This window comes from Syntrophus sp. (in: bacteria) (genome assembly GCF_040768185.1).
In the GTDB taxonomy this organism is placed as follows: Bacteria; Desulfobacterota; Syntrophia; order Syntrophales; family Syntrophaceae; genus Syntrophus; species Syntrophus buswellii.
This window is the reverse complement of record NZ_JAXGNC010000014.1, coordinates 35,673-61,975: the sequence shown is the minus strand read 5'-3', so window position 1 is coordinate 61,975 and position 26,303 is coordinate 35,673. Positions and strand designations below refer to the sequence as shown.

General features: G+C 62.9%; 20 protein-coding genes. 2 read left to right on the top strand and 18 right to left on the bottom strand.

Annotation, left to right across the window (positions count from 1 at the left end; genetic code table 11):
• Positions 1–282: 282 nt before the first annotated feature.
• The 18 genes from AB3175_RS12330 to AB3175_RS12245 all read right to left on the bottom strand — a co-directional run bounded on the left by AB3175_RS12330 (position 283) and on the right by AB3175_RS12245 (position 24,226).
• Positions 283–2,160 carry a DUF4157 domain-containing protein gene (locus AB3175_RS12330; protein ID WP_367361246.1) on the bottom strand — a complete coding sequence of 626 codons (1,878 nt, stop codon included), beginning with the start codon at positions 2,158–2,160 and terminating at the stop codon, positions 283–285.
• Positions 2,161–2,264: 104 nt separating this feature from the next.
• Positions 2,265–4,904, bottom strand: a complete 2,640-nt coding sequence (locus AB3175_RS12325; RefSeq protein ID WP_367361245.1) for a hypothetical protein — start codon at positions 4,902–4,904, stop codon at positions 2,265–2,267.
• Between the two features lie 90 nt (positions 4,905–4,994).
• Entirely contained in the window at positions 4,995–8,048 is a 3,054-nt protein-coding gene (locus tag AB3175_RS12320) for a DUF6519 domain-containing protein (protein ID WP_367361244.1), read from the bottom strand.
• A gap of 23 nt (positions 8,049–8,071) precedes the next feature.
• Positions 8,072–9,580 carry a phage tail protein gene (locus AB3175_RS12315; protein WP_367361243.1) on the bottom strand — a complete coding sequence of 503 codons (1,509 nt, stop codon included), beginning with the start codon at positions 9,578–9,580 and terminating at the stop codon, positions 8,072–8,074.
• 131 nt (positions 9,581–9,711) lie between these two features.
• Positions 9,712–12,549, bottom strand: a complete 2,838-nt coding sequence (locus tag AB3175_RS12310) for a hypothetical protein (RefSeq protein WP_367361242.1) — start codon at positions 12,547–12,549, stop codon at positions 9,712–9,714.
• Positions 12,546–13,721 (bottom strand): hypothetical protein, encoded by a 1,176-nt coding sequence (locus tag AB3175_RS12305; protein ID WP_367361241.1) that lies wholly within the window; start codon positions 13,719–13,721, stop codon positions 12,546–12,548. Before AB3175_RS12305 ends, AB3175_RS12310 begins: the two co-directional genes overlap by 4 nt.
• A 4-nt stretch (positions 13,722–13,725) precedes the next feature.
• On the bottom strand, positions 13,726–14,100 hold the full coding sequence (locus AB3175_RS12300; RefSeq protein WP_367361240.1) for a GPW/gp25 family protein: 375 nt from the start codon (positions 14,098–14,100) through the stop codon (positions 13,726–13,728).
• 11 nt (positions 14,101–14,111) lie between these two features.
• Positions 14,112–14,924, bottom strand: coding sequence for a phage baseplate assembly protein V (locus tag AB3175_RS12295; protein WP_367361239.1), 813 nt, complete (start codon positions 14,922–14,924; stop codon positions 14,112–14,114).
• Complete coding sequence (locus AB3175_RS12290; protein ID WP_367361238.1) at positions 14,925–16,070, bottom strand: phage late control D family protein; 1,146 nt, start codon at positions 16,068–16,070, stop codon at positions 14,925–14,927. It abuts the gene before it with no gap.
• A 3-nt stretch (positions 16,071–16,073) separates the two neighbouring features.
• Entirely contained in the window at positions 16,074–16,364 is a 291-nt protein-coding gene (locus AB3175_RS12285) for a LysM peptidoglycan-binding domain-containing protein (protein WP_367361237.1), read from the bottom strand.
• A gap of 1 nt (position 16,365) precedes the next feature.
• Positions 16,366–17,016 carry a hypothetical protein gene (locus AB3175_RS12280; protein ID WP_367361236.1) on the bottom strand — a complete coding sequence of 217 codons (651 nt, stop codon included), beginning with the start codon at positions 17,014–17,016 and terminating at the stop codon, positions 16,366–16,368.
• Positions 17,017–17,019: 3 nt separating this feature from the next.
• Positions 17,020–17,253: a hypothetical protein gene (locus AB3175_RS12275; protein WP_367361235.1), complete on the bottom strand. Its 234-nt coding sequence runs from the start codon at positions 17,251–17,253 to the stop codon at positions 17,020–17,022.
• Positions 17,247–18,584, bottom strand: a complete 1,338-nt coding sequence (locus tag AB3175_RS12270) for an ATP-binding protein (RefSeq protein WP_367361234.1) — start codon at positions 18,582–18,584, stop codon at positions 17,247–17,249. The genes AB3175_RS12275 and AB3175_RS12270 overlap by 7 nt, the downstream gene beginning before the upstream one ends.
• The gene (locus AB3175_RS12265) at positions 18,584–19,615 is read right to left on the bottom strand and encodes a DUF4255 domain-containing protein (RefSeq protein ID WP_367361233.1); all 1,032 of its coding nucleotides are present in this window, start codon (positions 19,613–19,615) and stop codon (positions 18,584–18,586) included. Before AB3175_RS12265 ends, AB3175_RS12270 begins: the two co-directional genes overlap by 1 nt.
• A 2-nt stretch (positions 19,616–19,617) precedes the next feature.
• Positions 19,618–20,919, bottom strand: coding sequence for a hypothetical protein (locus AB3175_RS12260; RefSeq protein ID WP_367361232.1), 1,302 nt, complete (start codon positions 20,917–20,919; stop codon positions 19,618–19,620).
• Positions 20,916–21,764, bottom strand: coding sequence for a hypothetical protein (locus AB3175_RS12255; protein WP_367361231.1), 849 nt, complete (start codon positions 21,762–21,764; stop codon positions 20,916–20,918). The genes AB3175_RS12260 and AB3175_RS12255 overlap by 4 nt, the downstream gene beginning before the upstream one ends.
• Positions 21,764–22,273 carry a phage tail protein gene (locus tag AB3175_RS12250; protein WP_367361230.1) on the bottom strand — a complete coding sequence of 170 codons (510 nt, stop codon included), beginning with the start codon at positions 22,271–22,273 and terminating at the stop codon, positions 21,764–21,766. The genes AB3175_RS12255 and AB3175_RS12250 overlap by 1 nt, the downstream gene beginning before the upstream one ends.
• Positions 22,274–22,309: 36 nt before the next feature.
• Positions 22,310–24,226 carry a phage tail sheath C-terminal domain-containing protein gene (locus AB3175_RS12245; protein WP_367361229.1) on the bottom strand — a complete coding sequence of 639 codons (1,917 nt, stop codon included), beginning with the start codon at positions 24,224–24,226 and terminating at the stop codon, positions 22,310–22,312.
• Between the two features lie 549 nt (positions 24,227–24,775).
• On the opposite strand from AB3175_RS12245, the gene AB3175_RS12240 reads away from it, so the two are divergent.
• Together AB3175_RS12240 and AB3175_RS12235 are read left to right on the top strand one after the other, a co-directional pair.
• On the top strand, positions 24,776–25,006 hold the full coding sequence (locus AB3175_RS12240) for a 3-deoxy-7-phosphoheptulonate synthase (protein WP_367361228.1): 231 nt from the start codon (positions 24,776–24,778) through the stop codon (positions 25,004–25,006).
• The gene (locus AB3175_RS12235) at positions 25,003–26,301 is read left to right on the top strand and encodes a radical SAM protein (protein ID WP_367361227.1); all 1,299 of its coding nucleotides are present in this window, start codon (positions 25,003–25,005) and stop codon (positions 26,299–26,301) included. Before AB3175_RS12240 ends, AB3175_RS12235 begins: the two co-directional genes overlap by 4 nt.
• The last annotated feature ends 2 nt before the right edge of the window (positions 26,302–26,303 follow it).

Sequence of the window (26,303 nt, the reverse complement as noted above, 5' to 3'; positions counted from 1 at the left end):
CGCCATGATGCCTATGCAAATTTTCGGAAAATGTTTTCATAGTTCTTCCCCTGCCATGGATTCTCTTCTGTCTGCGGACCGCACATCCCTTTCAAGACGGCCCAATCCAGGTCCCGGAACCGTCACCAGCCCCCCGATAGAAATGTCCCGTTCATCTTGACGGGAAAATCCGGATGCATTGCGAAAGGGTGCGCAACATCGCGCCGTGTTCGTGGTGCATCACCCGGAAGGTGCAGAGGCCGGGGCGGCAAAGTCAGAGAAATCTTCCTGTTTATCAATCCTCTACGGGGGCTCAAGACTCCATCGGTCGGTTCCTCCGGCCGATTCCAGGACAATCTTCCGCAATTGACTTCGCGGAGCGTCAAATTGAGTCGTGAAAGGAACATCACCGGAGATTCCCGAGGCCTCCCATATGGAGAATGGAACCGTCGCTACCTGCGCCGCCGGGTCTCCACAGTTTCCCGGACAAAAATCAACGGTATCTATTATTTCGATCCGGAGTGTTGGAGTAAATTCCAATCGAATTCCACCACCAGGCAGGGTGGTCCTGCTCACATCAACATAGCCCGTCGCAATGCGTGCATCATTTATGTGAGACGGAATCGCTCCCACCCGGGTTGTCAGCTGGGTCTTTCCCACACCCCCGGCAAGCAGGCCAGGCGCATTTCCCGCCCCGCAATAAACCAGCTCATGGGGGTTTCCAGGCGTGTCGATGTCCGCAACAGCTGTCGCCGCAAGAGCACTCAAGGGTATTCTATGAGCGACAGTCGATGACGGATAGCGCCCCCAGATCGCGTTTACGATTGCGTTCATAATGTGATGGGTGGCTACCTCTGTCTGGCATATGTTCGCGAATTCGGCCCTCAGTGTCGGTGACAGAGTCAATAAACCGGCCCGGCCGCCCCAGACAAACTGACTGTAAATGACCCCAACCTCAATTCCGCCGAGTGCCGTAATGACGCCTATCAGCGCATTTGCCTGTGCGGCGCGCATAGCGATTGCCAGGGGACGGGATATCGCCCCACAGTAGCTGGAGGGACAGGAGGGGGTGGCTGCCGGGCAGGGACAACTGGGGACGGGGATAGAAGGTGGAGGCGGAACAGGTTCCGGCGTCTGCGGTTCCGGTGGCGGTGGTGGTCCTGGAAGATGAATAGCGATATCCACGGCGCGGAAATTGACATCATTGTCTGTCCCCGGCACCGCACCGGTGGCTTCCACCAGAGCAACCTGGCTCGCCTTTCCCGCAGCCACAAAAACACCCAGCGCGGCGTCGGCCCGGTGACAGGCAAGGCTTTCGTTGAAATCGGGCCTGCCATCGGAGCTTGCCATGCCCAGGATATCAACCGTCGCACCGACAGGCAGCGATCTGGCAACCCTGTTCAGTCGGTCTCTTTGCCCGACATCGAAGTCGTCGCACCCGCGTCGAAACAAATAACGTGTGCCGGCCGGGGACTTCGTAACCAGATTGCAGTGGCTCGGTTTCGGGCCAATCGCCCTGTAGCCGCAGGCGCGTTGCACGGTCACGGGCGCATCGCTTTCCGGTTGCCTGTTGCCTGATGTCCCACGGGACGATATTACGGGAAGGCCCCTGTTTTCAAAACGAGGAGTCGATCCGCCATGTTGTTGAACAACATGTGTCAGCTCATGAGCAAGAAGCCGTTTGCCTGAGGAGGTCTCGTTAGAGTCGCGATCCTCGGCAAAACAGATGTTCCTGCCGAGAGTGAAAGCCCTTGCGCCGATGGATCGGCACAGTTCAGCACCTCGCGCATCCCTGTGCACCCGCACCCCGCCGAAGTCATATCCAAATCGCGGCTCGAAAAATGAACGGGCCGAACTCGATAAGGGTTGCCCGCCACCTTTCAGGGCATTCATGCCGGACTCGATATCAGAACCGACTTCCGCGCCTTCAGCCTTGCACGAAATCCACGGAGTGACCCCTTCCGGCTTTTCGGGAGCTTCCGCATCTTCCCCGCACGGAGGACCTTTTGACGTCTGTCCGGTTGATCCGGTCTGAAACAGGGGATCCGGCATGCGCATGATCAGCTCCGCCACCCGGTCCGCCTCCCTCTCCTGGACATCATCCTCAGACCCGACTGCGAGTTTCGGTTGGATGTTCGATTCTCGAAGCACCTGCCGGATCGCCTGACGATTTCTGCTCACTTGGCTGCACGAAGACGGGTCCGGGGGGTGCCATGGCCGGACGGTACCGCTTGGACACCTTGTTTTATCGGCAAATTTTTTCATCTCTGTCCCTCACTCAGATTTCAATCCATGGGGATCAGAAATCCTTCCCTGGAAGAAAAGGGCGGCCTGATATCCCTTCCCTGATCCAGATTTTTCAAATGCTTGATGAGGTCTTGCCGCCAGTAATACTCAAAAAGCAGCGAGGAGCGCCCACCCTGAACGATCCGTTTCGATGCCACGGGACTCGGTCTGTGTGTTGACAAAAGATCTCCCATCTCTTTCTTGATGCTCAAGAGCCGCTGGTAGGCTTCCTCGACCGGGCTTGCCAGCGCCAGGAGCTTCTCTCGATAGTCCTTTGCCGATTGCCTGTAGGCGGCGCTGTTCGGGGCTTCAGGGCTGAGCAGCCTCTCCCTGTATTCCTGCCAGAGCTTGTGTGCCGCGACGTTCCAGAAGGGAAGTAGAATGGAATTGTGGAAGGCCTTGTAGTCCTCCAGCATTTTCAAATACTGCAGATGAAGCTGGTAAATGTCGCTGGAGGATTTCTTCGTTTCGGCACTGAAGAGTTCTCTGGACAGCAAAGCCCGGTATTGCCGCCACAACGCTCCTTTGATTCCGGCCTCGCCCTTGGCTTCGGCATAGGCCGAGGCAGGAATGTCTTTCGCGGCGCCGGGCATGGTGACGTGGGAAAGAAAATAGCTTCCGGCCAGCTCGAGGATGAATTGATCGTAGTCTTTGGGCCCCGGAATGCGGTCGTCCCGTGTCTTCGAATCCCAGAGTTTTTTAAGTTCGTCCAGGGTTACGTAGTCCTCCCGGAAGAATGTTGTGCGAGTCTCAGCGGCAAGCGACTTCAGCTGTGCGCTCTCAGGCAGGGGCGTGATCTCGTTGTTATGGGCAATGACGGTGGGAACGCTGTCCCCTGCCAGGATTAATCCCACATGATCAGGAAAAAACACGAACCGGATTTTCAGGCGGAGGCGTTCGCTGATGAGGGAAAGCATATACACAATCCTGAGTGCGTAGACGCCGCAGTCATGGATGATCTGACCCGTCAGGGCCCGCGGCAGCGGCGCCGTCAACAGATTCCGGCCATAATCATCAATATTGAATGGGGTGGAGATCGTGAAAGCCTTCAGATAGCGGGAGAGCAGATCGAGGATTCGCAGGAAAGCTTCAGAAGCGGAGAGCTTCTGTTGACCGACCATCCGGTCGTACTTCGCCGCAAGGAACTTTCTCCAATCGTCGATGCTGTCGAGGCGGAATTTCTCACCTCCCAGCGCCTGGGCAAGAAGCGCCTTATTTTCCTCTCCTTCCCGTTTCGCCTTCGGTTCCCGGGTCTCCAGCCCGTAGATCTCCCGGACGAACTTGATCTGGTCCTGGCGGATCTGGCAGATCCGCTGCAGCGTCAACTGCTTTTCCTTTCCCGTTTCCTGTCGGACATCGTAGTACTCGATCTTCACCCGGGGCCCCTTGCCGGCGCCGAAAAACTCCTCGTGAGTCCCTCCTTTTTTCCTGAAGGTCGAACGCGTCACCTCCGGCGCGAGCGCTCCCACGAACAAAGAGGCTTTCCCCGCGCCGCGGATGTCCGTCAGCGCCTGGACCTGGATGTCCTTGAGGAGCGCCTCAGCCTTGTCCAACGCGGCCGATGTGCCGGTGGTCTGCACCTCGGAGATGGCATCGTCCATCCTTTTCTGAAGGATTTGCTGCAATGCGGTGTGCAGCCGCTTCAAATGCACGACGAGCGCTTCAAGGTACAGGCCGATGGAGAAGAATCCCAGCGAGCCCTCATCCGCCGACGAAAAAATGGAACGCATTTTCTGGAGGTCAGCCCCGGCTTCCTCCAGGTTGAGCTTTGAAATCCCCTGCATGACGAGGGCGAGCGCCTTGAAAATCCGGTCGGACGATGCGGTTAGGGCCGCCGCGCTGCTCAGATCGATGCTCTCGGCGGCGGTGGACGTGATCACCTCGTAGTAGCCGGATTGCTCCTCCAGGGGCCACCGGCCGACACCTGTCCGTTTCGCAAAGACCCGCATCTCGTCGGCCTGGCCGGCGAGGCCGAGAAGCGCAAGCCGCGCTGCGATATGCTCCGCCAAGGAAGGAGAAAGCACGAGCTGGTACCTGGCGGTGGTGTAGTCGAAACCCGCCTGCGACCATTCGGCCAGACGAAATTCGGGTTTGAAGCCTGCCATGGCGGAAACGAATTCCCTCACCGCTTTTGCGATTTCGGCAAGATCCTTCCGGCTTTTCCCCTGCGCATCGGCAGCTTCGATGGCCTCCACGATTTCGAGCAATTTCTTGCGCAGTTCAGCGCCTGGCGAAGATGAACGCCCGCTCAGGTCCCTGCGGACATCTTCCCGCAGATCGCTGTAATAGGGCTGTTCTTCCGCAGGCCCCGGCGGCGGGGGCGACTTTCGGCGGAGAACAGACGGGCGGGGGGCTGGGAACCCGTTCGATTGCCGATGTTCCTGCTTCTGATCAGCAGTACCGGGGTCCATCCGGTTTTCGTCGGGCATTCGCAAAACGGCCTCCGCCACTTCGTCCGCCTCACGCTCGAAGATGTCGTCAGCGGGGCCCACATGGAGCTGCGATTGCAGGCCCTCCCCGCGCAAAGCCTTCCGCACGCGGGCAGGATTGGCGGTATCCGGAGGATCCGGCGAGGCTGGGGAAATGAATGTCTGCACCGGAACAGCCCGTCTGATCGCCTTGTGAATGCGACCCTGCATCGCCGGTCTCCTTTCTTCTCTGCGCCACTCAGGAAGACGTTGACATGGTCCCCGGCATTCGCCTCCGGGGTTAAAAAACAAGGAAGAGAGTTACCCCGTAATAATCAGCCCCAGGTTGGCGGCCCGTTCAGAGCGCCCCTGGGGCGTAATGTCCAGAATGGCCGCCTCCCCTTCCCCGCGATTGCCGACGTAGATGGTCGAGTTTCCCACCACCACGGCGGCGCGGGCGGAACTCACCTCGAAAACCGACGAAGAGAGGCTCGTGTTCAGGAACGTCATCTGGTTGTCCTCGCGCAGGAGGGTCAGGTCGCCCAGGATGGCGGAGGAGAAAAGGGCGGGGAGGGTCCCACCCTGCTTTTCGATGATGTCCGCAAGCCGTTTCTGTATGACTGTGCTGACGTCCATTCGGGTCAAGCGGCAGCCGGTGGCCCGGAATGTTGTTCCGAGACCTCCAAAGCTCACCCGTCCTTCCTTCACCAGATGTTCCAGGTTTTTCGTCAAATCCGCCGGAAGCGGTCCTGCGGTTTGAAAACCATAGAGGGTAACGATGCCGAGGATATCGCAGTCACCGATGTTCCAGTCGGATCGTGCATCTGCAATGCCCAGAGCAACAGCGGGATTCTCCCGGACAGCCTCCAGTCGGATCTTCCCGAGCACGCCCTCCATCTCAGCCGGAGCCACGCTGGTCTGGCGCAGAAGAGCAACCAGCTCCACATAGCTCTGACGTTCCCGGTCTGAAAGGGTCTCCATCACCCTCACCCGCCCGCTGATGCCTTCGGCCAGGGTTCGGCGATCCTGCTGGGGAAGATCGGCGACAACCTGAGCCACCACGGCCGCCTTCCGATCGAAGAAGGTCCGGTCGGCAACCTGATAGAGGTCAAAGAGGGTGTTATTGAGATCAAACAGCTTGGCGGGGACCTCCAGACTGTTCGATCCCGATGCCTCCAGCTCCAAGCCATGCATCGTAACGGTCCGGGCATTGCGGACTCCCACCAGAAAGTCGTCCGCGACGACCCCGTAGACCGCCATCCCTTTCAGGGAGATGTCACGGCAGCGGTCGAAGAGAAAGGCCCCGACCGGCGATTCGCGCGTTACCACCGCCATATCCGAGAGGCATACCGACGCAAATCCCCTGAAGTGAGCCGGTTCCTTCACCAGATAGAGCTGCGTGCCGCGGCCACACCCGGTCAGGCACAGGTTGACGCCCTCGTGCTTCGGCTCGATCAGCCTGCCGGTAAATTCATGGTCCCCCGGCAGGAGACAGAGGCAGATATCCCGCCGCTCCTCTTTTTCAAGGAGAATCTCGAGGGCATCCTCCAGGGAGGCAAAGAGCCCGCCTTCCGGGCCCACGGTCATCCGGCAGCCTCCGCCGGCGGGACGGGCACAGAGGGCGTCCAGGGCCTCCTGGACCGTGTCGATTCCAGGCTGGTTGAGAAAGGTGCAGGAACCGCCCGGCCTGTACGAAATCTGTCCCGCCTGGATATCGCAGAGGAGATTCAGGGCATCCTCCACGGTATCGAGTGTCTTCCCCTGGTAGATGCTTGTGTTGCACGGTTTGGCGAATCCGATCTGCCCCGCCGTGACATTGCAGAGGAGTTTCAGGGCCTCTTCCACCGTGGCGATGGCGGTCCCCTGGTAGATGCTCGTGTTGCAGGGTTTGGCGAAGCCAATCTGGGAGGCCTGGATCTCGCAGATCATGTCGAGGGCCTGCTTCACGGTGCCGGAAAAACCGGCGTAGAGGCCCTTTGCACAGGTGGCGGTATAGGCGATATGCTCGGCGGCCAGCTGGCAGAGGCGGTTCAGGGCCTTCTCCACGTTGTCGTGGGTGGCGTCGAAGAGGCCGCTGGCGCAGGTGGTCTGGTATCCCACGTCGTGGGCCGAGAGGTCGGTGAGGGGGGGAAAGCGGTGCCGCCGCTTGTCGGCGTCGTTGTCGAAGGGGGCCACCTTGCCATCCATGACGCGGGCCAGGCGGAGGTAGTGGTGGACGATGCCCTGAGGTTCGGAGCCGGTCAGCACGGCATCGCCCGGATCGAGAACCGCCTCTCGGACCGGGGCGAGCCAGAAGTCACCGGCAAGAAAGGTTTTCCCGGAAAGGTCGAGGGAAAGTTGCAGGGCCTCCAGGTTGATCTGGATACTCGAACCCAGGGTGACGTGGCCCGGGGCACTGGAAGAACCCTCCGTGGTCAGCGCAATTCCCCGATCGACACCGGTTTCGAGCGACCAGACGGCGCCTGTGTACGTCAACTCGCAGAAGCCGTCCCAGCGGCGGACGAAGTCCCTGGGGGAAGTTGTGGGAAGCTCGTAAGCGGTCTTGATGACGCCGCGGGTCGGCGCGAAGTCTGGGCCCAGGAAGAGCCCCAGATGCTTTTCCGTGGTGAGGTCGTGAAACTCATAGGCATATTTTGATGAAACGAAGCCCGGAGGCATCTTCTCCACGGCCAGGGTTTCGTATTGCTCGGCCCCGTTTTCACTGGACCACTTGAGGATGAGCCGGGTGGGATTTGCGGCGGCCCCCTCCACGGCATGGACCTCCAGCCGGAAGAGATAGTTGCCGATCCGCCCTTTTCCCGCGGAGATGAGGCCGGCACAGGGGTCGCAGGGGTCGCCCGACTCCAGGTTCGTGTGGAGGGTCAACGAGAGGGTGGCATTCCCCCGCCGGGGAATCCCCGTCTCCGGATCGATCTTCTCGCGGCAGATCTTAACCTGCAGCATGGTCTGGGTTCGGGTGCAGGTGTCGGCCCCATGGAGCCCCGGGTCCCGCAGCCGATTGTCCTCCAGGGAGGTGACGGTCCGGTCCCAGACATCGGCATAGACGGTGTAAATCCCCGTGGCGGGCAGTGCGGGGTAGCCCGGAAGGTCAGGCTGGTCGCTGGCCTCGATGGGCATTTCCCCCGGAAACTCCGCCCGGAAGCCATCCACATACAGGTCGCCGGGCTGGATCTTCCGGTCGCCCGTGATGGACACGGCGCCGGTTCGGGGCGAGCCGTTGCCGACCACATCGACGAGGGCCTGGGTGAGTTGTTCCCGGCAGATGGCCACCAGTTCGTTCCAGTCGGAGTCGGTGATCATCCGTCCCTGCTGCTGATGGATGCCGGAGTAGCGTTTGTCCGGCTGGAAACTGTCGCGTGAGATTTGCGTTTTCATGGGTTACTCCTGAAGTATGGAAATCAATTCGTGTCGCATGGCGGAAAGGGGAGCCGGTGCAATCGGAGATCCGGCACGATGACCGCCTCCATCCCCACCGGGAGGAACTCCTTCAGTTTGTCCAGTACCGCCGCCAGAAGGAGGCTGTAACGCCATCCGTGGTGGGCTCCCATTTCACCGCCGTCCTCGGCCCCGAAACGGACCGCCTCCGGGGTGGCGGGATGGAGAACGGCGCATCCCGGCTCTCCGAACCGGGCGGTTCGGCGGACGACCTCCCCTCCCTCGTCGAACTCGAAGGCATGGAAAACCGGCTTCTCGGTGGTGTTGCGGTGGGTCAGGAGCGTTGTCAAGACTCCCGGCGGAATCCGGGAGAAGCGGATGCAGTGGGGATATTTCACCAGTCCGGGATCCAGCTCCAGTTCCCCGGCGAAGAGGCAATCGCTGGCCTGGAGCCTGCCGGTTTTGCAGTTGCCCAGCACGGTGCAGTATTCGAGGCGGGCCAGGCCCTGCACATCCATCTTTTCAAAGAGGCACTCCCGCGCATCCACCACCGGCTCGTCCATAGTCGCGGCGGGGACGTCGACTTCAAGGGCCCGGATCGCGCACCGCCTGAGCCTCACCCTCCCGGCTTTCACCGTTAGGGTGCCGTCTATGATGAGGTCCTCCAACAGATGCTCCTTTTTTTCGTCAAGGGTCCTATCTCCCTTATGGACGGGGAAGAGCCCGGGTGAGAAGAAGCCCAAGGGGGGCGGCGCATGGAGGATCACCCGCTTGGGGTGGCTGTACCCCTGCCGCCAGTCGGGGGTGCGGAGATCGACGGTGCGGCGGGAAACGTCGTCGAAACTCTCAGGGAAACAGGGCGCACCGTGGGGATTTACCTGGCGCCACCAGACAGGCACTCCGGCAAAGGTGGTCAGCTTCGCGGCGGGGTTTGAGGGAAATTCACCGGCGGCCATGGCCACTTCCATGGCCCGGGCTGGGTAGCGCAAATCCGGCGTGGCCGTTGGGAGGTCGGGATGCCGGGCTGCCCAGAGGGGATGCCGCTGAAAATCATCAAAGGCGGGTTCTTCCCCCAACGCCCCGGCCGGAAGCCGCGGCATGCCGATGCGGGGAGTGGCGGCGGTCCGCCGCCACCCCTCCCCGACCTCCGCCTCCATCTGCCCCACCGCTTCGGCGATCTGTTCGATGACCGTGAGAGTCCCCTTCCGCTGGCGCCACGCCACGGCATTGGCCACCTCGTCGCGCCGTCCCTTTTCGTCCGGTGAGACGAGGCGTACATCCAACAGCTGGGCAAAGTAGGGGATCAGCCAGGGCTGGCATGCGGTCCCCGCCGGCGGGTTGTCGGGAAAAGAGTCGGCCAGCCGCTGGTCCAGGGTGGCTCGGATCCGGTCAAGGAGCTCTCCGCAGGCGTCGAGAAACCGCGCCAGATCCTCCTGTCCTCCGGTCTCTTCGCCGTCTCGGGTCCGGTAGACCTCGGGGAGGACGCGGTAGAGCTGCTTGCCGATGGCAGTTGTCAGTTTGTCCGTGGCCATATCGTCGTCTCCTGTTCTTTCACCTCGCTCAAGACCTCCCGCCGGGCCGAATGCGGCGGAGACTCCTCATCCAAGACGGTCCTCGGGTTGCGAAATTTCGCTTTCCGCGCGTTCCCCGTCCCGGTAGCCGCTCACAGAGAGGGGGTGGCTGCAGACTCGCTTGCAACCGTGACCACGAGTTTGTCCAGTGTAAGGACCTCCCGGTCGCCGGAAGCCACCCGCCTGGCCGCCCTGTCATCATTGATGATTGCGACCGAGTGTTCCACGCCCGTCACCCCTTCCGCCACCTGGTAAACCTCGCTCAGGAAGAGATCCTGCCCAAGTTTCCGTTTCCGGAGGGAAAAGGCGTCCTGGACGGCGCTTTTCACGGCGGCAGCCACCGTATCGGGATTGTAGGCGTCGGCATTCACGGTCAGGAGCAGCTCCAGATCAAAGGTGCGGGATTCGAAGGGCAGCACCGTCACCTCCACCTCCGGCACGGCGTGGGCCGTGAGGAAGCCGGTAAGGGCTTCGGCGAGGGGTCCCAGTTCCCCGCCCCCCGCGGGGACCACGACCACCTCCACCTTGTCGCTTCGACCGAGTCCCGTGGGACGACAGAAGGCCCGGGCCTGCCAGACGCTGCTCTGGGCCATGGCCAGCCAGGCGAAATCGTCGAGGGAGACGGCCCGCTCCAGGGTAAGGAGCGTTGCCGGGGCATTTTCCCGCAGGGACTCCACGCCTTCCCGGTCATTTCCGCCGGTGGCGGGAAGGGGCTGGCGCACCTTTTCCACCAGGCGGTGGGGTTTGCCTGGTTTGAAGGGGCTTCCGGCGGGGAGATTCCCCCCCAGTCCCGTCCCGGAGCGGAAGGTGAGGCGCACATTGTTCGTGCCGGTGGGCAGGCGGCGGCCCCGCACTCCATCTCCGAAAGCGAACAGGAGATGCCCCGCTTCCGTCATGCGGACCGTGTAATGGTGGTCGCTGGGTCCTGAAGAGGCAAAGTTCCCAACCTGCTCCCAGACCCGACCGGCCACGGAAAGGCTGATGGCGGCCCTCACCCCGGCAGGCTGCGTTGAATCGGCCACGAAGGATACCCCTGCCTCGGCGAGGACGAAGGATTGGCTCGATCGAGTGGCGTCGCCGCTGCCCAGGACCTTTTCCCCTTTGCTCTCCCCGTGGCCTGACAGGACCACGTTTCCCGAGACGATGGTGTTTCCCCGGGAAAAACCGGCAGACAGGTCCTGTGCCAGAACCAGGGTTTTCCCCTCCATCTTCGTCACCTTCGTAAAGAAAGCGGATGCAGGGCTGTCGGTTCGCTCCACCATAAGGACACGCCCCTTCTCCAGGGCCATTGGCACCTCTGAAAGGGGGATGCGGGCTCCAGAGAGGGGCTGAGTGTTCTCCCGCCAGGAAACGATGCGGAGCTCGTCTTTGAAGTGGGCGTAAACCCTCGTCTCCGCGAGGAAGAAATCCCCGCCTCCCCGGTCTTTCCATGTCCCTTCCGCCGTGAGTGTCGCCTCCTCCCGCTCCAGGTCGACACTCACCGAGGCGAGCCGCGCCCAGGCGGTCTGGCGCCCCATGACGACCACTGCCAGGTCGCCGGCCGTGGTCTTTTTCGGCTTCCCCGTAATGACGGAGGCCGGGAGGTGCCCATCCTTCTTCTCCAGGTAGGTGTCGGTTCTCCATGGCCCGGCCCCCGCCGGAGGCGCCAGGAGTGTCTGGGGGTTGTTCAGGGGGAAGGAATGGTCGCTCTTGTTCCACGAAAGGGTCAGGATGGTATATCCCCCGCGGGGATCCTCGCTGTCGACCAGGTGGTAGCGGGCCGCCGTTACCGAATAGAAGGGGAGATGCTTGTGCTTCTTCTTGTTGATGACGGCGACGGTCTCCTGGGCGACCCGCCGGTCGGCGAGCCGCGACCAGTCCCCGGCCACCCGGAGGGCGTAGATGACGGCGTCCGGGTTGTCCACGGGACGCTCCTCCTGGGCGATCACCGACAGGGTGACCGGATAGCCGATCCGGGCCGTGTCGAGGCGCAGGGGGCCCACATCGGTGTCAAGGACGAGCCGCTTCCCGCGCACGGAAAAAACCCGGCGGTAGAGGTCTTCGGCCCCATCGCCGAGATAGATGACCATTCCGGGGAGGAGCCCCTCCGGTTCTTCGGTGAGGCGCAGAACCCGCTCCAACTCGGCCCCCTTGGCGGCAGGGCCGATGGGGACAAGCCTCTCGGCCGGCCTGGCGTGGATGAGGGTGTACCCCTTCCGGAGCCGGTGGGAGAGCCGGGGAGAAACACGCACCTCGGTATTTCCTTCGACAAGCCGGGTCCCCACGATAAGGTAGGCCCGGAGAATTTTACTCTCCGTGTCCTCTAGGACCAGGGGTTCACCCGTTTTGAGGTCCTCCACCTCCCCTTCCAGCAGGAGGAGTTCGCCCTCGAGACGCTCCGGGTTCCGGTTGTATTCGGCGGGACGGAGACTGTTGAGCAGCGGGTCCACCTTCAGTTCCTCCAGGGTCTCGAAGACCACCGGGGCACTCCCGTCGGCAGGGGTATGCTTCGCGGCGAAGCCCGCCGGAAGGGTTCCCGCCTCCTTTGCGTCGATAACGAGCCGGGTGGAGGCCGAGGCCGGCGGGGCCGGGTGGTAGTCGATCATCTCCACCAGCCGCCGCACCGTGTCCCACTGGGTAGCGGTGCCCAGAAACCCCTCGTTGGCGTAAGCGTCCAGGTGCTCGGTCAGGACATGAGAGGCGCGGGCCAGAACCCGGACGATTTCCCAGGCCCAGTCCCGGCGCGGAGAATGATACTGCTCCAGCATCCGCTCCTGGCGCTCGACTTCCGTTTCCGTGGAAGGAAGGTCTTTAACCTCCTGCCAGTCGGGAAAGCGGCTTGCAAGCTCAGCCCGAAGCAGCTCCAGGAAGGTGACGGCATTGCCGTCCACGTACCTGAAGCGGTTCAGGCCGGCGCGGTTCCATCGGGTGAGGTCGGTTCCGTTACTCATCCTCGGCGCCCTCCGGTCAGTGTAAGGTTGATGTAGCCCATCTCAGGTCGGCCCGGATCGTTGACGCAGACGGCGATTTCGAGCCCTTCGAGGGGAATGCGTCCCGTGTCGGTCTGGTCCGGGTACTGATCGCCGAGCCGCTTGAAGCGGTTGAGGCAGACGTTTTCGACCCCGTCCAGGGACATGAGGGTCTGGAAGACGTCGCTGGCGAAGAGATCTTGCCCGAAGCCGAGGCGCCCCGGTTCAAAGAATCCTCCCGGACCGGTGCCGAGGGCCTGGCGGACGGCGTTGCGGACTTCGGACTGGAAGTAGTTCTCCCGCACCCGGATGGAGATGAACATCTTGATCGCCACCGGCACCGCATCCTCCAGCACCACCTCCTGGCCCGCCATGCGCCATGCCTCCAGATAGGGATGGAGGATGGTCCGGATGGTGGGGGGATCGCTTCCCCAGGCCGGCTGCCAGATCCGGCGCTCCTGGTGAAACGCTTCAACCCGTCCCCGCAGGTCGTCTGGATAGGAGAGTCCCTCTTCGTCGAGGAGATGGTCGCTCCAGAGGACCGTGGCAATGCGGACCGTGGGCCACGATCCGGTCCAGGCGCTCCAGGCGCTGGCCCGCAGAACGAGGGGGTGATCGGCAAGCCGGTCGGCATAATCGGCCACGGTCACCATCCGCCGCTGGGTGTGGATAGATCGAGGCCCTTCGAGGCGGGCCGGGTCCATAAGATGAGAATTTCGGCGCCAGAGCTCATCGAGCTTTTCACAGCGGGTCTTGCCACCCGGAGTCGCGGGGGGATCGTCCTCCAGGCCGGCGGCCGTGGCCGCATCGTAGCCGATGAGTGAGAGGAGCCTCCGCACCGATTCGGGGCGCCTCGCCGTCTCCAGATACGCCTCCGTCGCCACCCGGTCGGCCATGTCCGAAAGCTGGTCAAGGACCGCAGCCAGAACCTCCACGAGGACCACTTCCAGATCTCCCGCGGTCCAGCGCGTTCTCTCCGGGAAGCGTCCCGCCAGTTCTTCGAGCATGAGGCGGCGGAAGCTGTCGTAGTCCCGCGCGAGCCAGTCAAAGTCGTCCCCCGGGCCGGGAAGGGGCTGGGGAAACTCTACCCGCCGCTCGGCGCAGTCGGGGCAGTAGCCTTCAAAGGTCAGTATGCTCTTCGGATTCTCGGCCATGGCCTCACACCAGGAATTCGTGCCGCTCCCCGTGGCCGATGGCGGCCAGGGTGTAGGACACGGTAATCAGGAGTTTCTCCCCTTCCCCCCTCACCACCACCTCCAGGCTCTTGGGGTCGACCTCTCCCCGGAGGGCTTCGCCAAGGGACGAGGAGATCCGTTTGCGGGTGATCTCCCAGAGGACCGAGGCGTTGGGCTCGAAGACGAGTTGCTTAAGCCCGGCCCCGAATTCCGGGCGGAAGATCCGCTCGTTCGGGTTTGTGAAGAGAACCTGCTCGATCTGCTGCCGCACATGGGACCGGCGGTCTGCCACGACGGCTCCGTGGTCTCCGATGCGAAGCGGAAAGGACATATAGGGGGGATCGGCCATTCGGTTCATCAGAGATGCTCCTAACTTGTTTTTACCTTCATGGACAGCGTACTCATCTCTCCCTGGGGAATCGGCGGGCCCGTGGGACCCATGGCACTCGGATGGACGTGAGTGGCGAAAAGGGTGAGGAAGCTCTGTCCCTTGATGATCGGCTCTCCTCCCTGTCCCGCCAGCATCACCATCTGCCCCTCCACGACCACCTGCTGACCCTTGACGGTAATTCCCGAAGCGGCCATCTCCACCTTGTTGCCGTTGGCGTCTTCGATGGCGACGCCGCTGGATGACAGGGTGATGGAATTGCCGTTGGCGTCCTCCACGATCACCTGGCCGGCGTCGGCGTCAAGGGTCAGGGTGTTCCCCTTGGCGTCGGCCACAATGACCGTCCCTTTTTCATCCACGGTCATCTCGGTCCCGGCCGGGTGGGCAAGGCGGAACTTCTCCTTCCCCGATTCGTCGTCAAACTGGAGGACATGTCCCGACGGGGTCTTCAGCAACCGGGTCGTCGGGGGTGACTTGTCCGCCTCCGCCGGCGGGTCGCCGCCCGCCTGCCAGAAGGTACCGGTCCAGATGGGCAGGTCCACGTTCCCCGCCTCGAACTCCACCCAGACCTGGGCATCCACCTCGGGAACCACGAAGAGCCCCTGGTCGGCAAGGCCGCCGAAGGGCAGGCTTGGAAGGGCCCAGCCGGTCGGGGTCTCGCCGAGAACCGACGGCACCAGAAGGCGAATCCGCCCCCTTTTCTCCGGGTCGTCGTTGTCCGTCACAAACCCCCGGTACTTGCCGTAGTAGCGGTTCCGGTACTGCCGAGCCAGCTCAAGAAGCAGGTCTTCCATCTATCCCCCCAGAACGCCGTCCAGCAGACCACCGGCGCCGCTGCCCAGGTTGTCGCCATAGGCATTGCGCAGCAGGTTGAAGCTCTGACGGTAGCCTTCGGTGCTGAAGCGGTGCCTGACGGTATCCACGAACCAGATGCCGCCGTACCGTTCCCCCACACCGTCCACCCCGACGGGCTCCCCCACCCGCAGCACATGGCCGTAGAGAGAACCGTCCAGTTCCCCCTCCCCCTTCACCCGGAGGGAGAGGTCGTTCGCCCGGCGCTGGGCCCGGGCCCGCCATTCGTCTTCACTCATCTCCCCCTGGCGGCTCATGCGCCAGGCGAAGTCCGGGAGACCGCTGCCGGCCCCTGTGGCCGCTTCGTTCCCAAGAAGCGGCAGATTCGGTTCCACCGTCTCGGAGACGGTTCCGCTCCCGGCAGTCTCGGCCCGGTCGAAGGAAACGCGGTCAGCCTGATGTCCGTCGTCGCGGACCGAAAAGCTATAGGCACTGGTATCCTTGCCGGCGTACACCATGATGGTCGCCTGGGGTTCCGCGTCGAGGCGCATGGGGCCGAAATAGGCCATCCCTTCCCGGAAGATGAGGTCGTAGCCGTTGGCCTCGGCCCGCCTCCGGAGAAAGTCGATGTCCGTCCCGTCCTGGTTGATGACGAGGCCCGTCTGGCCGCCTTCGCTGGCCGGGTCCGGAGAGAGGCCGTACGTTCCGAGAATCGCGGAAACGATCACCTGGTCGGTCGTAGGGGCGTCACCACCCCAGACCGTCCGGACATGCTCCCGGTCCAGGGCCAGGGAGTCATCCCTGCATTCCACCGTCACCCGCGCACTTCCGGCGTCTTCCGGATAGTCGGCCCGAACCTCCCGGATATACCCCCGCATGATTTCCTCGGTGTCGCTGCCGAAAGCCGCTTCGATAACGATGGGCTCCCAGGGGGCAAGACGACCGTCGTCCTGGACGAGCCACTTCCCCTCTTCGTCGCGGCGGCTTTCGAAGGTGATCACCGCCACCGCCGGCTCGGCCCGGCCGGCATCCACCGTCACCTCCGTAAGAAAGGGATAAAGGTCGGGAATCTCAAGACCCGCGCTCCCCACACGGATGATGCACTCGGCCGGCTCGCGGCGTTTTGACGTAAAGAGATCCAGGATCATGCCCTACTCCTTCGCCTTCGGGATCAGGATCACCCGTCCTTCCATCTCCTCCAGCATCATGTCGCCGCCATAAAAGAAGTCCGGATTGGCGTCGACAATCCGCCACCAGAGGCGATCGTCGTTGTAATAGTGGCGCGCCAGGAGGTCCAACCGGTCGCCGGCTTTCACCACATGCTCCACGACGCCGGTGGCGGACCCGATGGTCCGGGGGCGGATTCCCGCGAAAACCGTAACCCCGTTGGAGGACGGCTTGAAGGTCTGGCTTTTCTCGTAGCGGCTCCCCTTCTGGAACATGTCAGAAAATCCCTCCGATCACGGTGCGTCCCGAGTTAAGTGCCGCCCCAATCACCTGCCTCACCTTCTCGACCTGGTAGAAGGGGTTGTTCCCTTCGATGACCTGCATGGTGAGATTGGCCCGTGCCCGATAGGGAACCAGGGAGGGGAGATGGGCCTCTTCGGTCACGCGGATGCTGGTGAGAAACACGGGCAGGACATGGGTTCCCCATACCAGCAGCAGCACCGATGCGGATTCGCTCCGCTGGAAGGCCCGCTGGCCGCCGAGATCGAGGCTCGCCAGGGTCTGGAAACCGCCGGGCCCCTGGGCCTTGGGCTCCACCATGGTGCGCAGCGTATCCAGCTCCGGCTCGATGCCGAATTGGCAGGCAATGGAATAATCGGGGTGATTCGGGTCGCTCATCCGGTCGGTGGCGTCCAGGAGGATATCCAGAGAAAAGCTTTCCGGCTGCACGGTGACCCCCTGGGCCACCCGCGCCGTCTCCGTGGGAAGCGCAAAGTCGTATCCCCCCCGGGTGCCGGGGGCGCTTCCGGTCCGCAGGGTGAGCGTGCGGGTGCGGGTGAGGGACTGGGGGTTGAAGTCGAAGACCAGCACCAGCGGCGGAATCGAGAGGGCGTATTCGATCAGCATTCCCTTGACGGTGTTGAGCATCTCTTACCTCGTTTCGTTCCGTATTCCGGTATAAACCGATGTCGCTACAGCCCTGGCCACATCCCGGTCGGTGGCCAGGGAAGAAACCTCCACCGGCGGCACCGTCAGCCGGTCCAGCTGCAGGTCGGCCGTCATCGGGACCGCTGCCAGTTCCTCCGCCACCAGGCGGGCGATCTCCCCGGCCCGGTCCCGGAAGGCGTGGGGCAACTGCAGGCGCAGGCGTTCGATGGTCAGCATGGCGCCTCCCCGGGGAGGAAGGGTGCCATGGGTCCCAGGTCCGTGGGGGAAAGTTCCCGGCCGTCCTTGCCCAGCTCCCGCCAGATCGCCAGGGCCACGTGGCCGAGGCTCAGGGGCCTCCCCGCACCGGCGGCCAGGTAGGCCGCGTGGAGGGCGGCATTGCGGATGCTCCCGCCGGTCAGGTTAACGGCGGCACCGAGAAAGGCGGGGTTCACCCCTGGCTCCCTCGGCATCCTGGGCGGCAGGAGCCGCTGCCAGAGCCGTGTCCGGGCCTCGGCGTCGGGGCGGGGAAAATCCACCACCACCTGGAAGCGGCGGGCAAAGGCCGGGTCCAGGTGCTTGCGGAGATTGGTGGTGAGAATCACCGGCCCCGAGTGGGACTCGATGCGGGCCAGCAGGTGGCTCACCTCCATGTTGGCGTAGCGATCCCGGGCCTCCCTCACCTCTCCCCGCTTGCTGAAGAGGCTGTCTGCTTCGTCGAACTGCAGGATCATCGGCTGGCCGTGGGCTGCATCAAAAAGGCGGTTCAGGTTCTTTTCCGTTTCACCGATGTACTTGCTCACCAGCCGCCCAAGATCGACCCGGTAGAGGGGCCAACCCAGTCTGGCGGCGAGGACCGCGGCCGCAAAGGTCTTTCCCGTCCCCGACGGGCCGGAGAAGAGCCCAACGGGACCGCCGCAATCGCTGCCTCCCCATTCTCCGACCACGATGGCCTTGTGGGTGATCCAGAGGAGAAACTCCCGGAGCATGGCAACCCGGTCCTGCGGCAGCACAAGATCTTCCCACCGGGCCGGAGTTTTCACCAGGACCGCCCCCGGCAGATCCCCGGTGACGGCAGGACGACCCAGAAGCCGGGCTGTCACACCCGCTGCCGGACGGAGCGGCTGGAAGGGGTCTCCCCCCTCCACTTCAATGAGGCCATTGATGCGCAGGGGGGATGCCTCGGAAAGGGCGCCGTAGAGAAGCGCCGTTTCCTCGGGTGCCACGGCCAGGATCTCCTGGAGGAGGGCCGGCGTCGGGTAAGGAGTCGGCGCTCCGGGCTGCAGCGCCTGAAAGAGCCACCCAAGCCGCGGTTCCGCCTCGGGTGCCACCGCACAGGCGAGGACGTCGAACTCCAGAGAAGAGAGTCCCGAGGGCGTCACCGCGTCCCATCTCCCCTCCTCCCGGCGAAAGGCCTCCACCTGCTGCTGCAACGTCCGAAGTCGATCCAGCTCACCCTGGGACGCCGATCGCCCCTGACGGGACTCAGCCAGGATGTGGGCCAGCAGGCTTATCCTCTCCCATTCGGATGCGAAGCACGCCTCTCCCCTGGTCCGCACGGTGGATTCCATCACGGCCCTCCGTAGACGGTGACCAGGAGGGGATTGCTCCGCACCTTCAGCGTCACTCCGTCCGCCCCCCGCACCCAGCTCCGCTCGGCATAGAGGACCGCCTGGCCTCCGCCGGAGACAAGATCCACGGGAAGGGCGACTTCAACGGTCTGTGCGTCAGAGCCCATTTCGGGATCGAGGGTCAGGTCCGTCGCCGAAGTGTCCATCCTGTCCGCCACATCCTGCCAGCCTCCTGTGCTCGTCCATCGCTGCCAGGCAAGGGTGACGGCGGCTCCCGGCTCCCCGGCCACCCAGACGGCGGGAACGAAATCGGTCAGTTCCTGACTCCCCAGGGCGAAGAGAAGACTGCTGGCACACACCCCCTCTGCCACCAAACAGATGGCGGGTGCCCAGTCCGGCCGCGAGGTGTCCACCGTCGACCGGAGAACCGGCGGCGCGGCGGCCGCCCCGGAAAAGGGTGCGGTGCGGGCTGCGGAAACGGCGCGGACTTCGGAACCGATCCGCCCCACCAGAGGGCTTTCGGGACGAGGCTCCCGGGGGAGCACCGGAGCCAGGGCCATTTCGTAGGCAATGGAGGGTCGGTAGCTCACGTCACCCTGGGTCGACCAGATGTGATTCAGGTCATCGGCGCCCAGGGGGAAAAAGACCATCTGGAGCCGGAACGTCTCGTCGTCCACCGTGAGCGCGGACAGCACCGGCGTCTCGTGGAGGAGCCGCATCACCTCGCCGAGGAGGCGCAGGTCGTTCTCTCCGGCGCTCACCTGTTCCTCCTCGATGCCGAAACCGGTGATGAGGCAGTGGAGCCGCACCCACCAGGGATCGCCGGGAGTGTCGCCAGTAAAGAAACCCGCCGGTTCGATCCGGTAGAAGAAGAGGTTCACCCGGTGGGTCGTGTCGGTTACGGCCGGCGCGGCGCTGGCTGGAGAGCCGATCATGACCTGGATCGAATTGGCGCTGGCGTCGAGCCCCACGCTGACGAAGTCGGCAATGGCGCGACAGACGCGGGAAAGTGATGAACGCGGGAGGGCCATATTCAGAAATTCCTCAAATAGTGGCGGCTGGCCAGATCCGGCCGGGAGCGCTCCCCGCTCCGGGGCAAGCGATCTGCAGGCGCCGGGACAACCACCACGACCTCGATGGCGCCGATCCGGACCTGGGGTTCCGGGGGCGGAAGGGAACGGCCGGACCCTTTTTCTTCGCTGTCCTTCGGGATCGGAGGCAGTGGACGGACGGACGGCCGCTGGAACCGCTCCACACTTTTGGAATCAGGAGTCGAAGACGGGGCGGCGGCCGGCATACCGCCGTGATGAAGTTCCTCCTGCACCGTGTCCGCAGGAACTTCCCCTGCCGCCGATGGAAAAGTCTTCCCCTGCAGCCCGGCGGCCTGCTCCATACCATGATTCTCCTTCATTGTTTCTGCCGATTGATCAGAAGGGGTGATGGTGCCCGCACGGTTCAATCCCGCTTGCCGTCTCCCCTGCGTTTCCGCAGACACTTTCCCGGTTCGTGACGCCGCATCTCCGGACGAAGATTCCCGTACGGATGAATCCCTCGCGTCCACTGGAACCAGAGGAGCATCGATAGAATCACCGTCGTGAAACGACTTCATCGACTCAACGCGGAACCTGTCCGATTCCGTTCGGGCGCTTTCGCGACCTGCCTGCTTTCGTGCCGCAGGATTGGGAAGGCTTACGCCTTTCATCGTCACCTCCGGAATTCCCGAACCCGGGGTGTATTCCGAAAGTGAAGGGCCCACCACCCGGCGGGTGACGGCTCCACCATCCTGCAGGGTTCCTGACCCCGCATTCACCGGCGGACCGCCGCCCTCCTCCCGAAGTCTTATCTCCGCTGTATCGCTCTCCATGCTCACGGCAGGCAAACCGGAAGCCTCCTCATCCTCCTCGGCCGGACCACCCGTCTGCTCCGCCGTGTGCCCCTCGACCCGTGGCTCCTCAAATCGTTCGCCGATTCGAGACAGCGCCTCTCCAGGCGAAGATTCCCCCATGAAGGAATCGCTTATGACCGCCCGGGCGCTTCCACAATCTCCCTGCTCCCCTGTTCCAGGATCGTGAAGGTCTGCGCCTTCCGTTGTCATCCCGTGCCGTCCCGCAATCAAGGTCTGTTCCGTGGGTACAGGGTCCAGGACCCTGCGGGCGGAAGACCCGTCCTGAACCGGCGTCTGCCCCGCATACATCGGCTGGCCGCCGCTCTCTTCCCGGAGCCGCACTCCCGTTGTGCCGCTCCCGCTGCCTGCGGCAGGCGCCGCGGCGGATACGCGGGCGGCTGTGCCCCCCCTGCGGCTGTCGCGTAGAATATCCGCAAAAAATCCCATCATGTTCCTCTTCCGGAACGCGTCATTCCCCGCGCCTCGTCGATCAGATCAAGGTAGCGCCTGCGCCGGTGCAGGGAAAGCCCCAGGATTTCCGCCTCGCTCCAGTGGTAGGTGGAGGCGAGGATATGGATTTCCCGAAGGAGTCCCTCCCCGAGCCGGTTATATAGAATCCGGTAGGGATCCACATCGATCCCGTGGGCTGTGCCGCAGGCGGGACAGGCGGCCTGCACGGACACGGCCACCTCCGGCGCTGCCTCCTCCAGGGCCGCCTCGATCCTGGCCACGTCGCCGGGGGAAAAGGCCTCCATCCTGTCACCAGAAGGGAGGGGATCTTCCACCCGCCGGCCGGCAAGTGCCACCAGGCAGCATTTCACAAGACACGGGATGGCCGCACGGTCATCGGCAAGGCCCGCAAGGATTTCCTGGTCGGCCCCGCTGGGCACGCGGAATCGGCATCTTCCGAGGCTCGTCTCCACCTCGGCGAAAGGATACCCGGGCCCCGCCTCCTTCACCGGCAGATTCCGGTAGTCCACGGCAAAATCGAACCGTTCGCCGCACCTGCGGCAAGGGGCCGTGAACCAGGTTTCCCCCAGGCCGAACTCCACGGCCAGCCTCGCCATGAGGAACTGGCGGTCGCCCACGGAAAGCGCCGCCACGGTGGCCGGCAAGGGGAGCTCCCCCCCTACGTGCTCCAGGGCGGCGGCCAGGGCCTTCGTCACCCTGGCCGGCATGGGGGAGTTTTCCTCGGCCGCCTCGGCCAGGACCAGTTCCACCACCCCGGTCAGGGGGCGGAAGGCAAAATCCCGGCGCCGGACGCCATCACGGAGGATTCCGCCGGGGAGCCGCATCAGGACTCAGCCGGCTCGGCAACACTGGTATCCCGCTCCCACCCCTCGTGTTGCAGGGTGATGGACTGGATGCCGACGGTGTTCATGTTCCCGGCATCGAGATCCGGCAGCGCCTGGTAGTCGGATACCCAGGCCCGGTAGAGTTTGTAGGATATGGCCACCTTCCCCTGGAGGTTCAGGACGTTAATGATGATGTCCTTGCGGTAGTTCTTCAGGGACAGGGCGGCGTCCCCCTGGATGTTGTTGACGAGGTTCGCCCAGTTCTCGAAGACCGGGTCGTGGGTAAGCCCCTGCTCCAGGTTCACGGGATCGTAGCTGGTTCCCCCAGGCATGATCCGCTCGTGGGACGGATCGTTGGAGGCGCGCCACTTCACCGGCGTCGTCTTCTTCTTGAGGGCCCCCATTTTTTTCAGCCCCGCCACAACCTTGCCGTCGATGACGACCTGGAACTTGAAGGTGCGGTAGGGATCGTACCGATGTGTGTTGACTGGAAAGAGCGGTGCTGCCATCACAAGCCTCCTTTGATTCGGCTGTTGAAAAGAAATTTATTGTTCAGCAACCTTCTGCTGGATGCGGACAATGACGAATTCGGCGGGCTTCAGGGGGGCGAAACCGACAATGACGATCACCTGGCCCCGGTCGATGTCCCCCTGATTCATGGTGTCCCCGAGGCCGCAGCGGACGAAGTAGGCATCGTTAGCCTTTTCGCCCTGGAAGGCCCCGGCCCGGAAGAGACCGTCCATGAAGGACCCGATGTTGGCCCGCAGAGAGGCCCAGAGGTTATGGTTGTTGGGCTCGAAGACCGCCCACTGGATGCCGTTGTAGATGCTCTGCTCGATCATGATGGCGGTGCGCCGGATGGGAACGTAGCGCCACTCGGGGTCGGCCTTGGTGGCGAGAGTGCGGCTCCCCCAGATGACAGGCCCGTAGCCCGGCATCTTCCGCAGGCAGTTGATGCCCAGGGGATTCAGGGAGTCCTGCTCCCCGTCTTCCACCGGGTACTCCATGCCGGCCACGCCCAGAAGCGACGTTTCGACCCCCGCCGGAGCCTTCCAGACGCCGCGGCGGCCGTCGATCTTGGCCCACATGCCGGCGGCAAGACCACTGGGCGCCACCAGCAGGGTGGACGGCACACCGGGATTCCTCTCGGCGCTGTAGAAGGGGTTGGCCACCTTGACCCAGGGATAGTAGACCACCGAGTAGGTCTTGGGCTTGAATCCCAGGTCGTTGACCGCCTTTTCGGTCTTGAGCTCCACCCCCCGGGGGGGATCGATGATGACCATGCGGCTCTTCATCTTCTCGGCATGGGCCACGGCGGCGTCGATGACCCCCTGCTCGGCGGTGGTGTTCCAGGTCTGGCCCGGCAGGCAGAGGATGCTCACGTCACGCACCTTTTCGAAGGCGGCAAAGATGTCGTCGTAGGCGTCCTGATCGGGAAGACTGCCATTGGTTCCTCCGCCCAGGGAGACCTGGCCGGCGATTCCGGAAAGAAGCGCGTCCAGGGACTGCTGCCCGGTCCGCTGGGTGCCTTCGTTGGCCAATCCCAGCAGCAGAACCGTCGAGGCATCGGTGGCGTCTCCGGGACCGGTCACCACCACCGCTGAGGTGATGAGGCGGGTACCGGAAGTGAGGACAAGCCGGCTGCCTTCCGCGGCGCAGCTGAAATCGCGCACCGCCGGGTTGGCTACGACGGATCCCCTCACCAGGGTCTGAATGCTTCCCGCCACATCGGCCAGAGTGCTCGCGGCGCTGAATTCGCCGGCGCCGAAGTTCACCGTCCGGGCGGTCCCGTCCACAGCGACGGTCATGGTCCGGCTGTTCAGGACGCTGAAGTCGGCAACGGCAGCAAGATCCCGGCTGATGCTCACTCCCAGCAGGTACTGGCTGACATCCTGCATCTCCACGTTGATCAGAGTCGAGGCGTCATTCACCTTGCTCTCAATGTAATCGGGAGCGCTGTCGTCTACCACGGTCAGGTCGCTGAAACGCTCCCGCTCCTTGAACTCGCTTCCATCCATGACGCCGACCTTCAAGGTGTAGTAGCCGGGTGCATCCGTCTTGGCCTCGAACCGGATCTGCAGTTCACTGCCCCACTCCCCCGGATTTACCGCCGAAAAGCGGAGGATCCGGGTGGAATCGGCAGGATTGACCAGGAATCCCTCGGCCGTGTCTGCGCTCTCTGCCAGGATGGCCCGAACGATGTAGGCGGCGGTCCCTCCATTTTGAAAAAAGCTGTAGACCGCGAACCCCATGGGGTCGCCTGCGGCCAATTTCCCCAGATCGCGGATTCCGCCGAACTGCTCCTCATAGTCGCTCCACTTGAACAGAAGCGTCGGCTCTGCGACCGGCCCCTTCGTGGTGAAGCCGACAAACGCCGCTGTGGATGTACTGACCCCTTCAATCGGCTTGGAGCCACTCGGGATTTCTTCCACATATACGCCCGGGTGAAGATACGTAGGCATCGCTTAGACTCCTTTCTTCAGAATGTATGTACGGCAAAATATGGAACTGTTGCTGGCACTGTGGCTTTCATTGCGAGAGGCCGCTTCGGGAGAAATACGGCAAGAAATCCGCGTCTCGCATTGTTGGACCTCTTCAATACGCCTGCTGACCCCTCCCTTTGCTGGAGAACATGTTGCCGAGTTCATCTCTGGACAATCAATATGCGCCGTTTCAAAGGAAGTTTAAGGAAGGATAATTTGGTAACCTACTGTACTAAAAAATAGCCCTAAAACATTTACAATGTAAATACGGAAAGAATTACGCATAATTACCAGTTAAAACCTGGCATGAAGAACGGTGGGAGCGGAAAGGTCGCTCAGGGTTATGCTGTGGAAGAATAAGGGTTGATGATTCCGGTACGGACGATTCTCGGCCGGGGCAGCCCATAACATCGCAATGCGCTATGCTGTCTCCGCTCCGGCGCACCCCGAAGGCAGGGTACGGGCAGTTGCCACATCCCTGAGCGATAGTCCTTGACAGTGTCCGGGAAAAGGGGAAAATAGGGCGAATTGTCCTTCGCAGAGAGGATTTCGATTTGCCTGCCGCCACTGCTCAGCCGGATCGGACGGGAAGGGTCCAAGGTCGTCCGACGTTGCGAGCCGATGGACGGCAGCACCTGCCAGAGCAGCTTCGGTAAGAGAAGGCGCCATGGAAGTGAGATCTCGAGCGAAATTCCTTCCCCACTCCGGGATTATTTAAGGATGGGCATCGACGCAAGCAAGAAAGGTTTGAGCGTATGAACGAGAAGAATCCAGGCGGCCTGGAGCCCTTCGAGATCTGTTCGATCCGGCCTCCCACGGAAAACAGCAGCCTGACCTTTCGGCTGACACGTAACTGCTATTGGAACAAGTGCGCATTCTGCCCGGTCTACAAAATGGGGGCCCGTTTTTCCCGTCGTTCACTCGATGAAATCCGCAGAGACATCGATAGGGCCAGGCAGCTCGATGATTGGATGCTGGCCGGCGGAATCGGCATGAACGGGTATACCCGGGCCGATTACGGAAAGCTTCCCGGACTGGCCGAGGAGATCCGCCGGACCGGAAGGAAAGCGCATCATGAAGCCCGGACGCAGAAGGCAGCCGCGGAGATTCCGGAAGATGTCGATCCTCGCCTGGCCTGGTTTATCTCCTGGTTCAACGACCAGCCTTCCCTTGAGGACAGCCTTGCCCATCTGCTGAGCTGGCGGATGGCCGGAGGGGAAACCTGTTTTCTCGGTGATGCGGACGGGCTGATCCTGAAGCCGGAATTCCTGGCCACGGTCCTGGGCGAAATCAAATCCCGGTTTCCGTCCCTTCAACGCTTCACCGTTTACGGGCGGACCCGGACGGCGGCCAGGCAGCGGAGCCTCGCCGATCTGCGGTCCATGGCCGCAGCCGGGCTGAACCGGGTGCATTTCGGCATTGAAAGCGGAAGCGACCAGGTCCTGGCCTTCGTGAACAAAGGGGAATGCAACGCGGATCACATCGAGGGCTGCCTGAAAACGAAAGAAGCCGGCCTCTCCTGCTCGGTTTACATCATGCCCGGCCTCGGCGGCACCGCACGTTCAGAGGAGCATGCCCTGGAAACGGCCCGGGTCATCAATGCCGCCGCCCCGGATTTTGTCCGCCTCCGGACGCTGGAAATTTTTCCCCAGACGCCCCTGGAGCAGGCGGTGAAAGAGGGCAGCTTCACGGAGTGCCCGGAAGAGCAGGTCGTCCGAGAGCTGAGGATCCTGATCAGCCGTATTGATGCGGAAACCGAACTCCTGAGCGACAGCGCCTCCAATCTCCTGGATTTGTATGGAAAGCTTCCCCATGACCGCAGCCGGCTTCTGAAGATCATCGATGGCTACCTGGACCTGCCGGAACAAAGCAAGCGGATCTTCAGTCTCCATGCGCGGCTCCGCTCCTTTCTCGGCCAATACGGAGGGCTTCCGGAGGATCTGTATGAGATCCTCAGCCCCTATGCCAGGGACGGGGAGCTCGACATGAGCCGCTGCCCCAATGACACCCTGGAAGGCATCACCCGTACGATCCGCTCCCGGTTGATGCCCTGAAA

Coding starts and splice junctions, on each gene's coding strand:
- AB3175_RS12305 (WP_367361241.1), bottom strand. CDS start 13,721: ATGGCCGAGAATCCGAAGAGCATACTGACCTTTGAAGGCTACTGCCCC.
- AB3175_RS12270 (WP_367361234.1), bottom strand. CDS start 18,584: ATGGAATCCACCGTGCGGACCAGGGGAGAGGCGTGCTTCGCATCCGAA.
- AB3175_RS12250 (WP_367361230.1), bottom strand. CDS start 22,273: ATGGCAGCACCGCTCTTTCCAGTCAACACACATCGGTACGATCCCTAC.
- AB3175_RS12265 (WP_367361233.1), bottom strand. CDS start 19,615: ATGGCCCTCCCGCGTTCATCACTTTCCCGCGTCTGTCGCGCCATTGCC.
- AB3175_RS12325 (WP_367361245.1), bottom strand. CDS start 4,904: ATGCAGGGTCGCATTCACAAGGCGATCAGACGGGCTGTTCCGGTGCAG.
- AB3175_RS12315 (WP_367361243.1), bottom strand. CDS start 9,580: ATGGCCACGGACAAACTGACAACTGCCATCGGCAAGCAGCTCTACCGC.
- AB3175_RS12310 (WP_367361242.1), bottom strand. CDS start 12,549: ATGAGTAACGGAACCGACCTCACCCGATGGAACCGCGCCGGCCTGAAC.
- AB3175_RS12285 (WP_367361237.1), bottom strand. CDS start 16,364: ATGTTCCAGAAGGGGAGCCGCTACGAGAAAAGCCAGACCTTCAAGCCG.
- AB3175_RS12290 (WP_367361238.1), bottom strand. CDS start 16,070: ATGATCCTGGATCTCTTTACGTCAAAACGCCGCGAGCCGGCCGAGTGC.
- AB3175_RS12245 (WP_367361229.1), bottom strand. CDS start 24,226: ATGCCTACGTATCTTCACCCGGGCGTATATGTGGAAGAAATCCCGAGT.
- AB3175_RS12255 (WP_367361231.1), bottom strand. CDS start 21,764: ATGCGGCTCCCCGGCGGAATCCTCCGTGATGGCGTCCGGCGCCGGGAT.
- AB3175_RS12275 (WP_367361235.1), bottom strand. CDS start 17,253: ATGCTGACCATCGAACGCCTGCGCCTGCAGTTGCCCCACGCCTTCCGG.
- AB3175_RS12295 (WP_367361239.1), bottom strand. CDS start 14,924: ATGGAAGACCTGCTTCTTGAGCTGGCTCGGCAGTACCGGAACCGCTAC.
- AB3175_RS12235 (WP_367361227.1), top strand. CDS start 25,003: ATGAACGAGAAGAATCCAGGCGGCCTGGAGCCCTTCGAGATCTGTTCG.
- AB3175_RS12260 (WP_367361232.1), bottom strand. CDS start 20,919: ATGATGGGATTTTTTGCGGATATTCTACGCGACAGCCGCAGGGGGGGC.
- AB3175_RS12300 (WP_367361240.1), bottom strand. CDS start 14,100: ATGAACCGAATGGCCGATCCCCCCTATATGTCCTTTCCGCTTCGCATC.
- AB3175_RS12320 (WP_367361244.1), bottom strand. CDS start 8,048: ATGAAAACGCAAATCTCACGCGACAGTTTCCAGCCGGACAAACGCTAC.
- AB3175_RS12280 (WP_367361236.1), bottom strand. CDS start 17,016: ATGCTCAACACCGTCAAGGGAATGCTGATCGAATACGCCCTCTCGATT.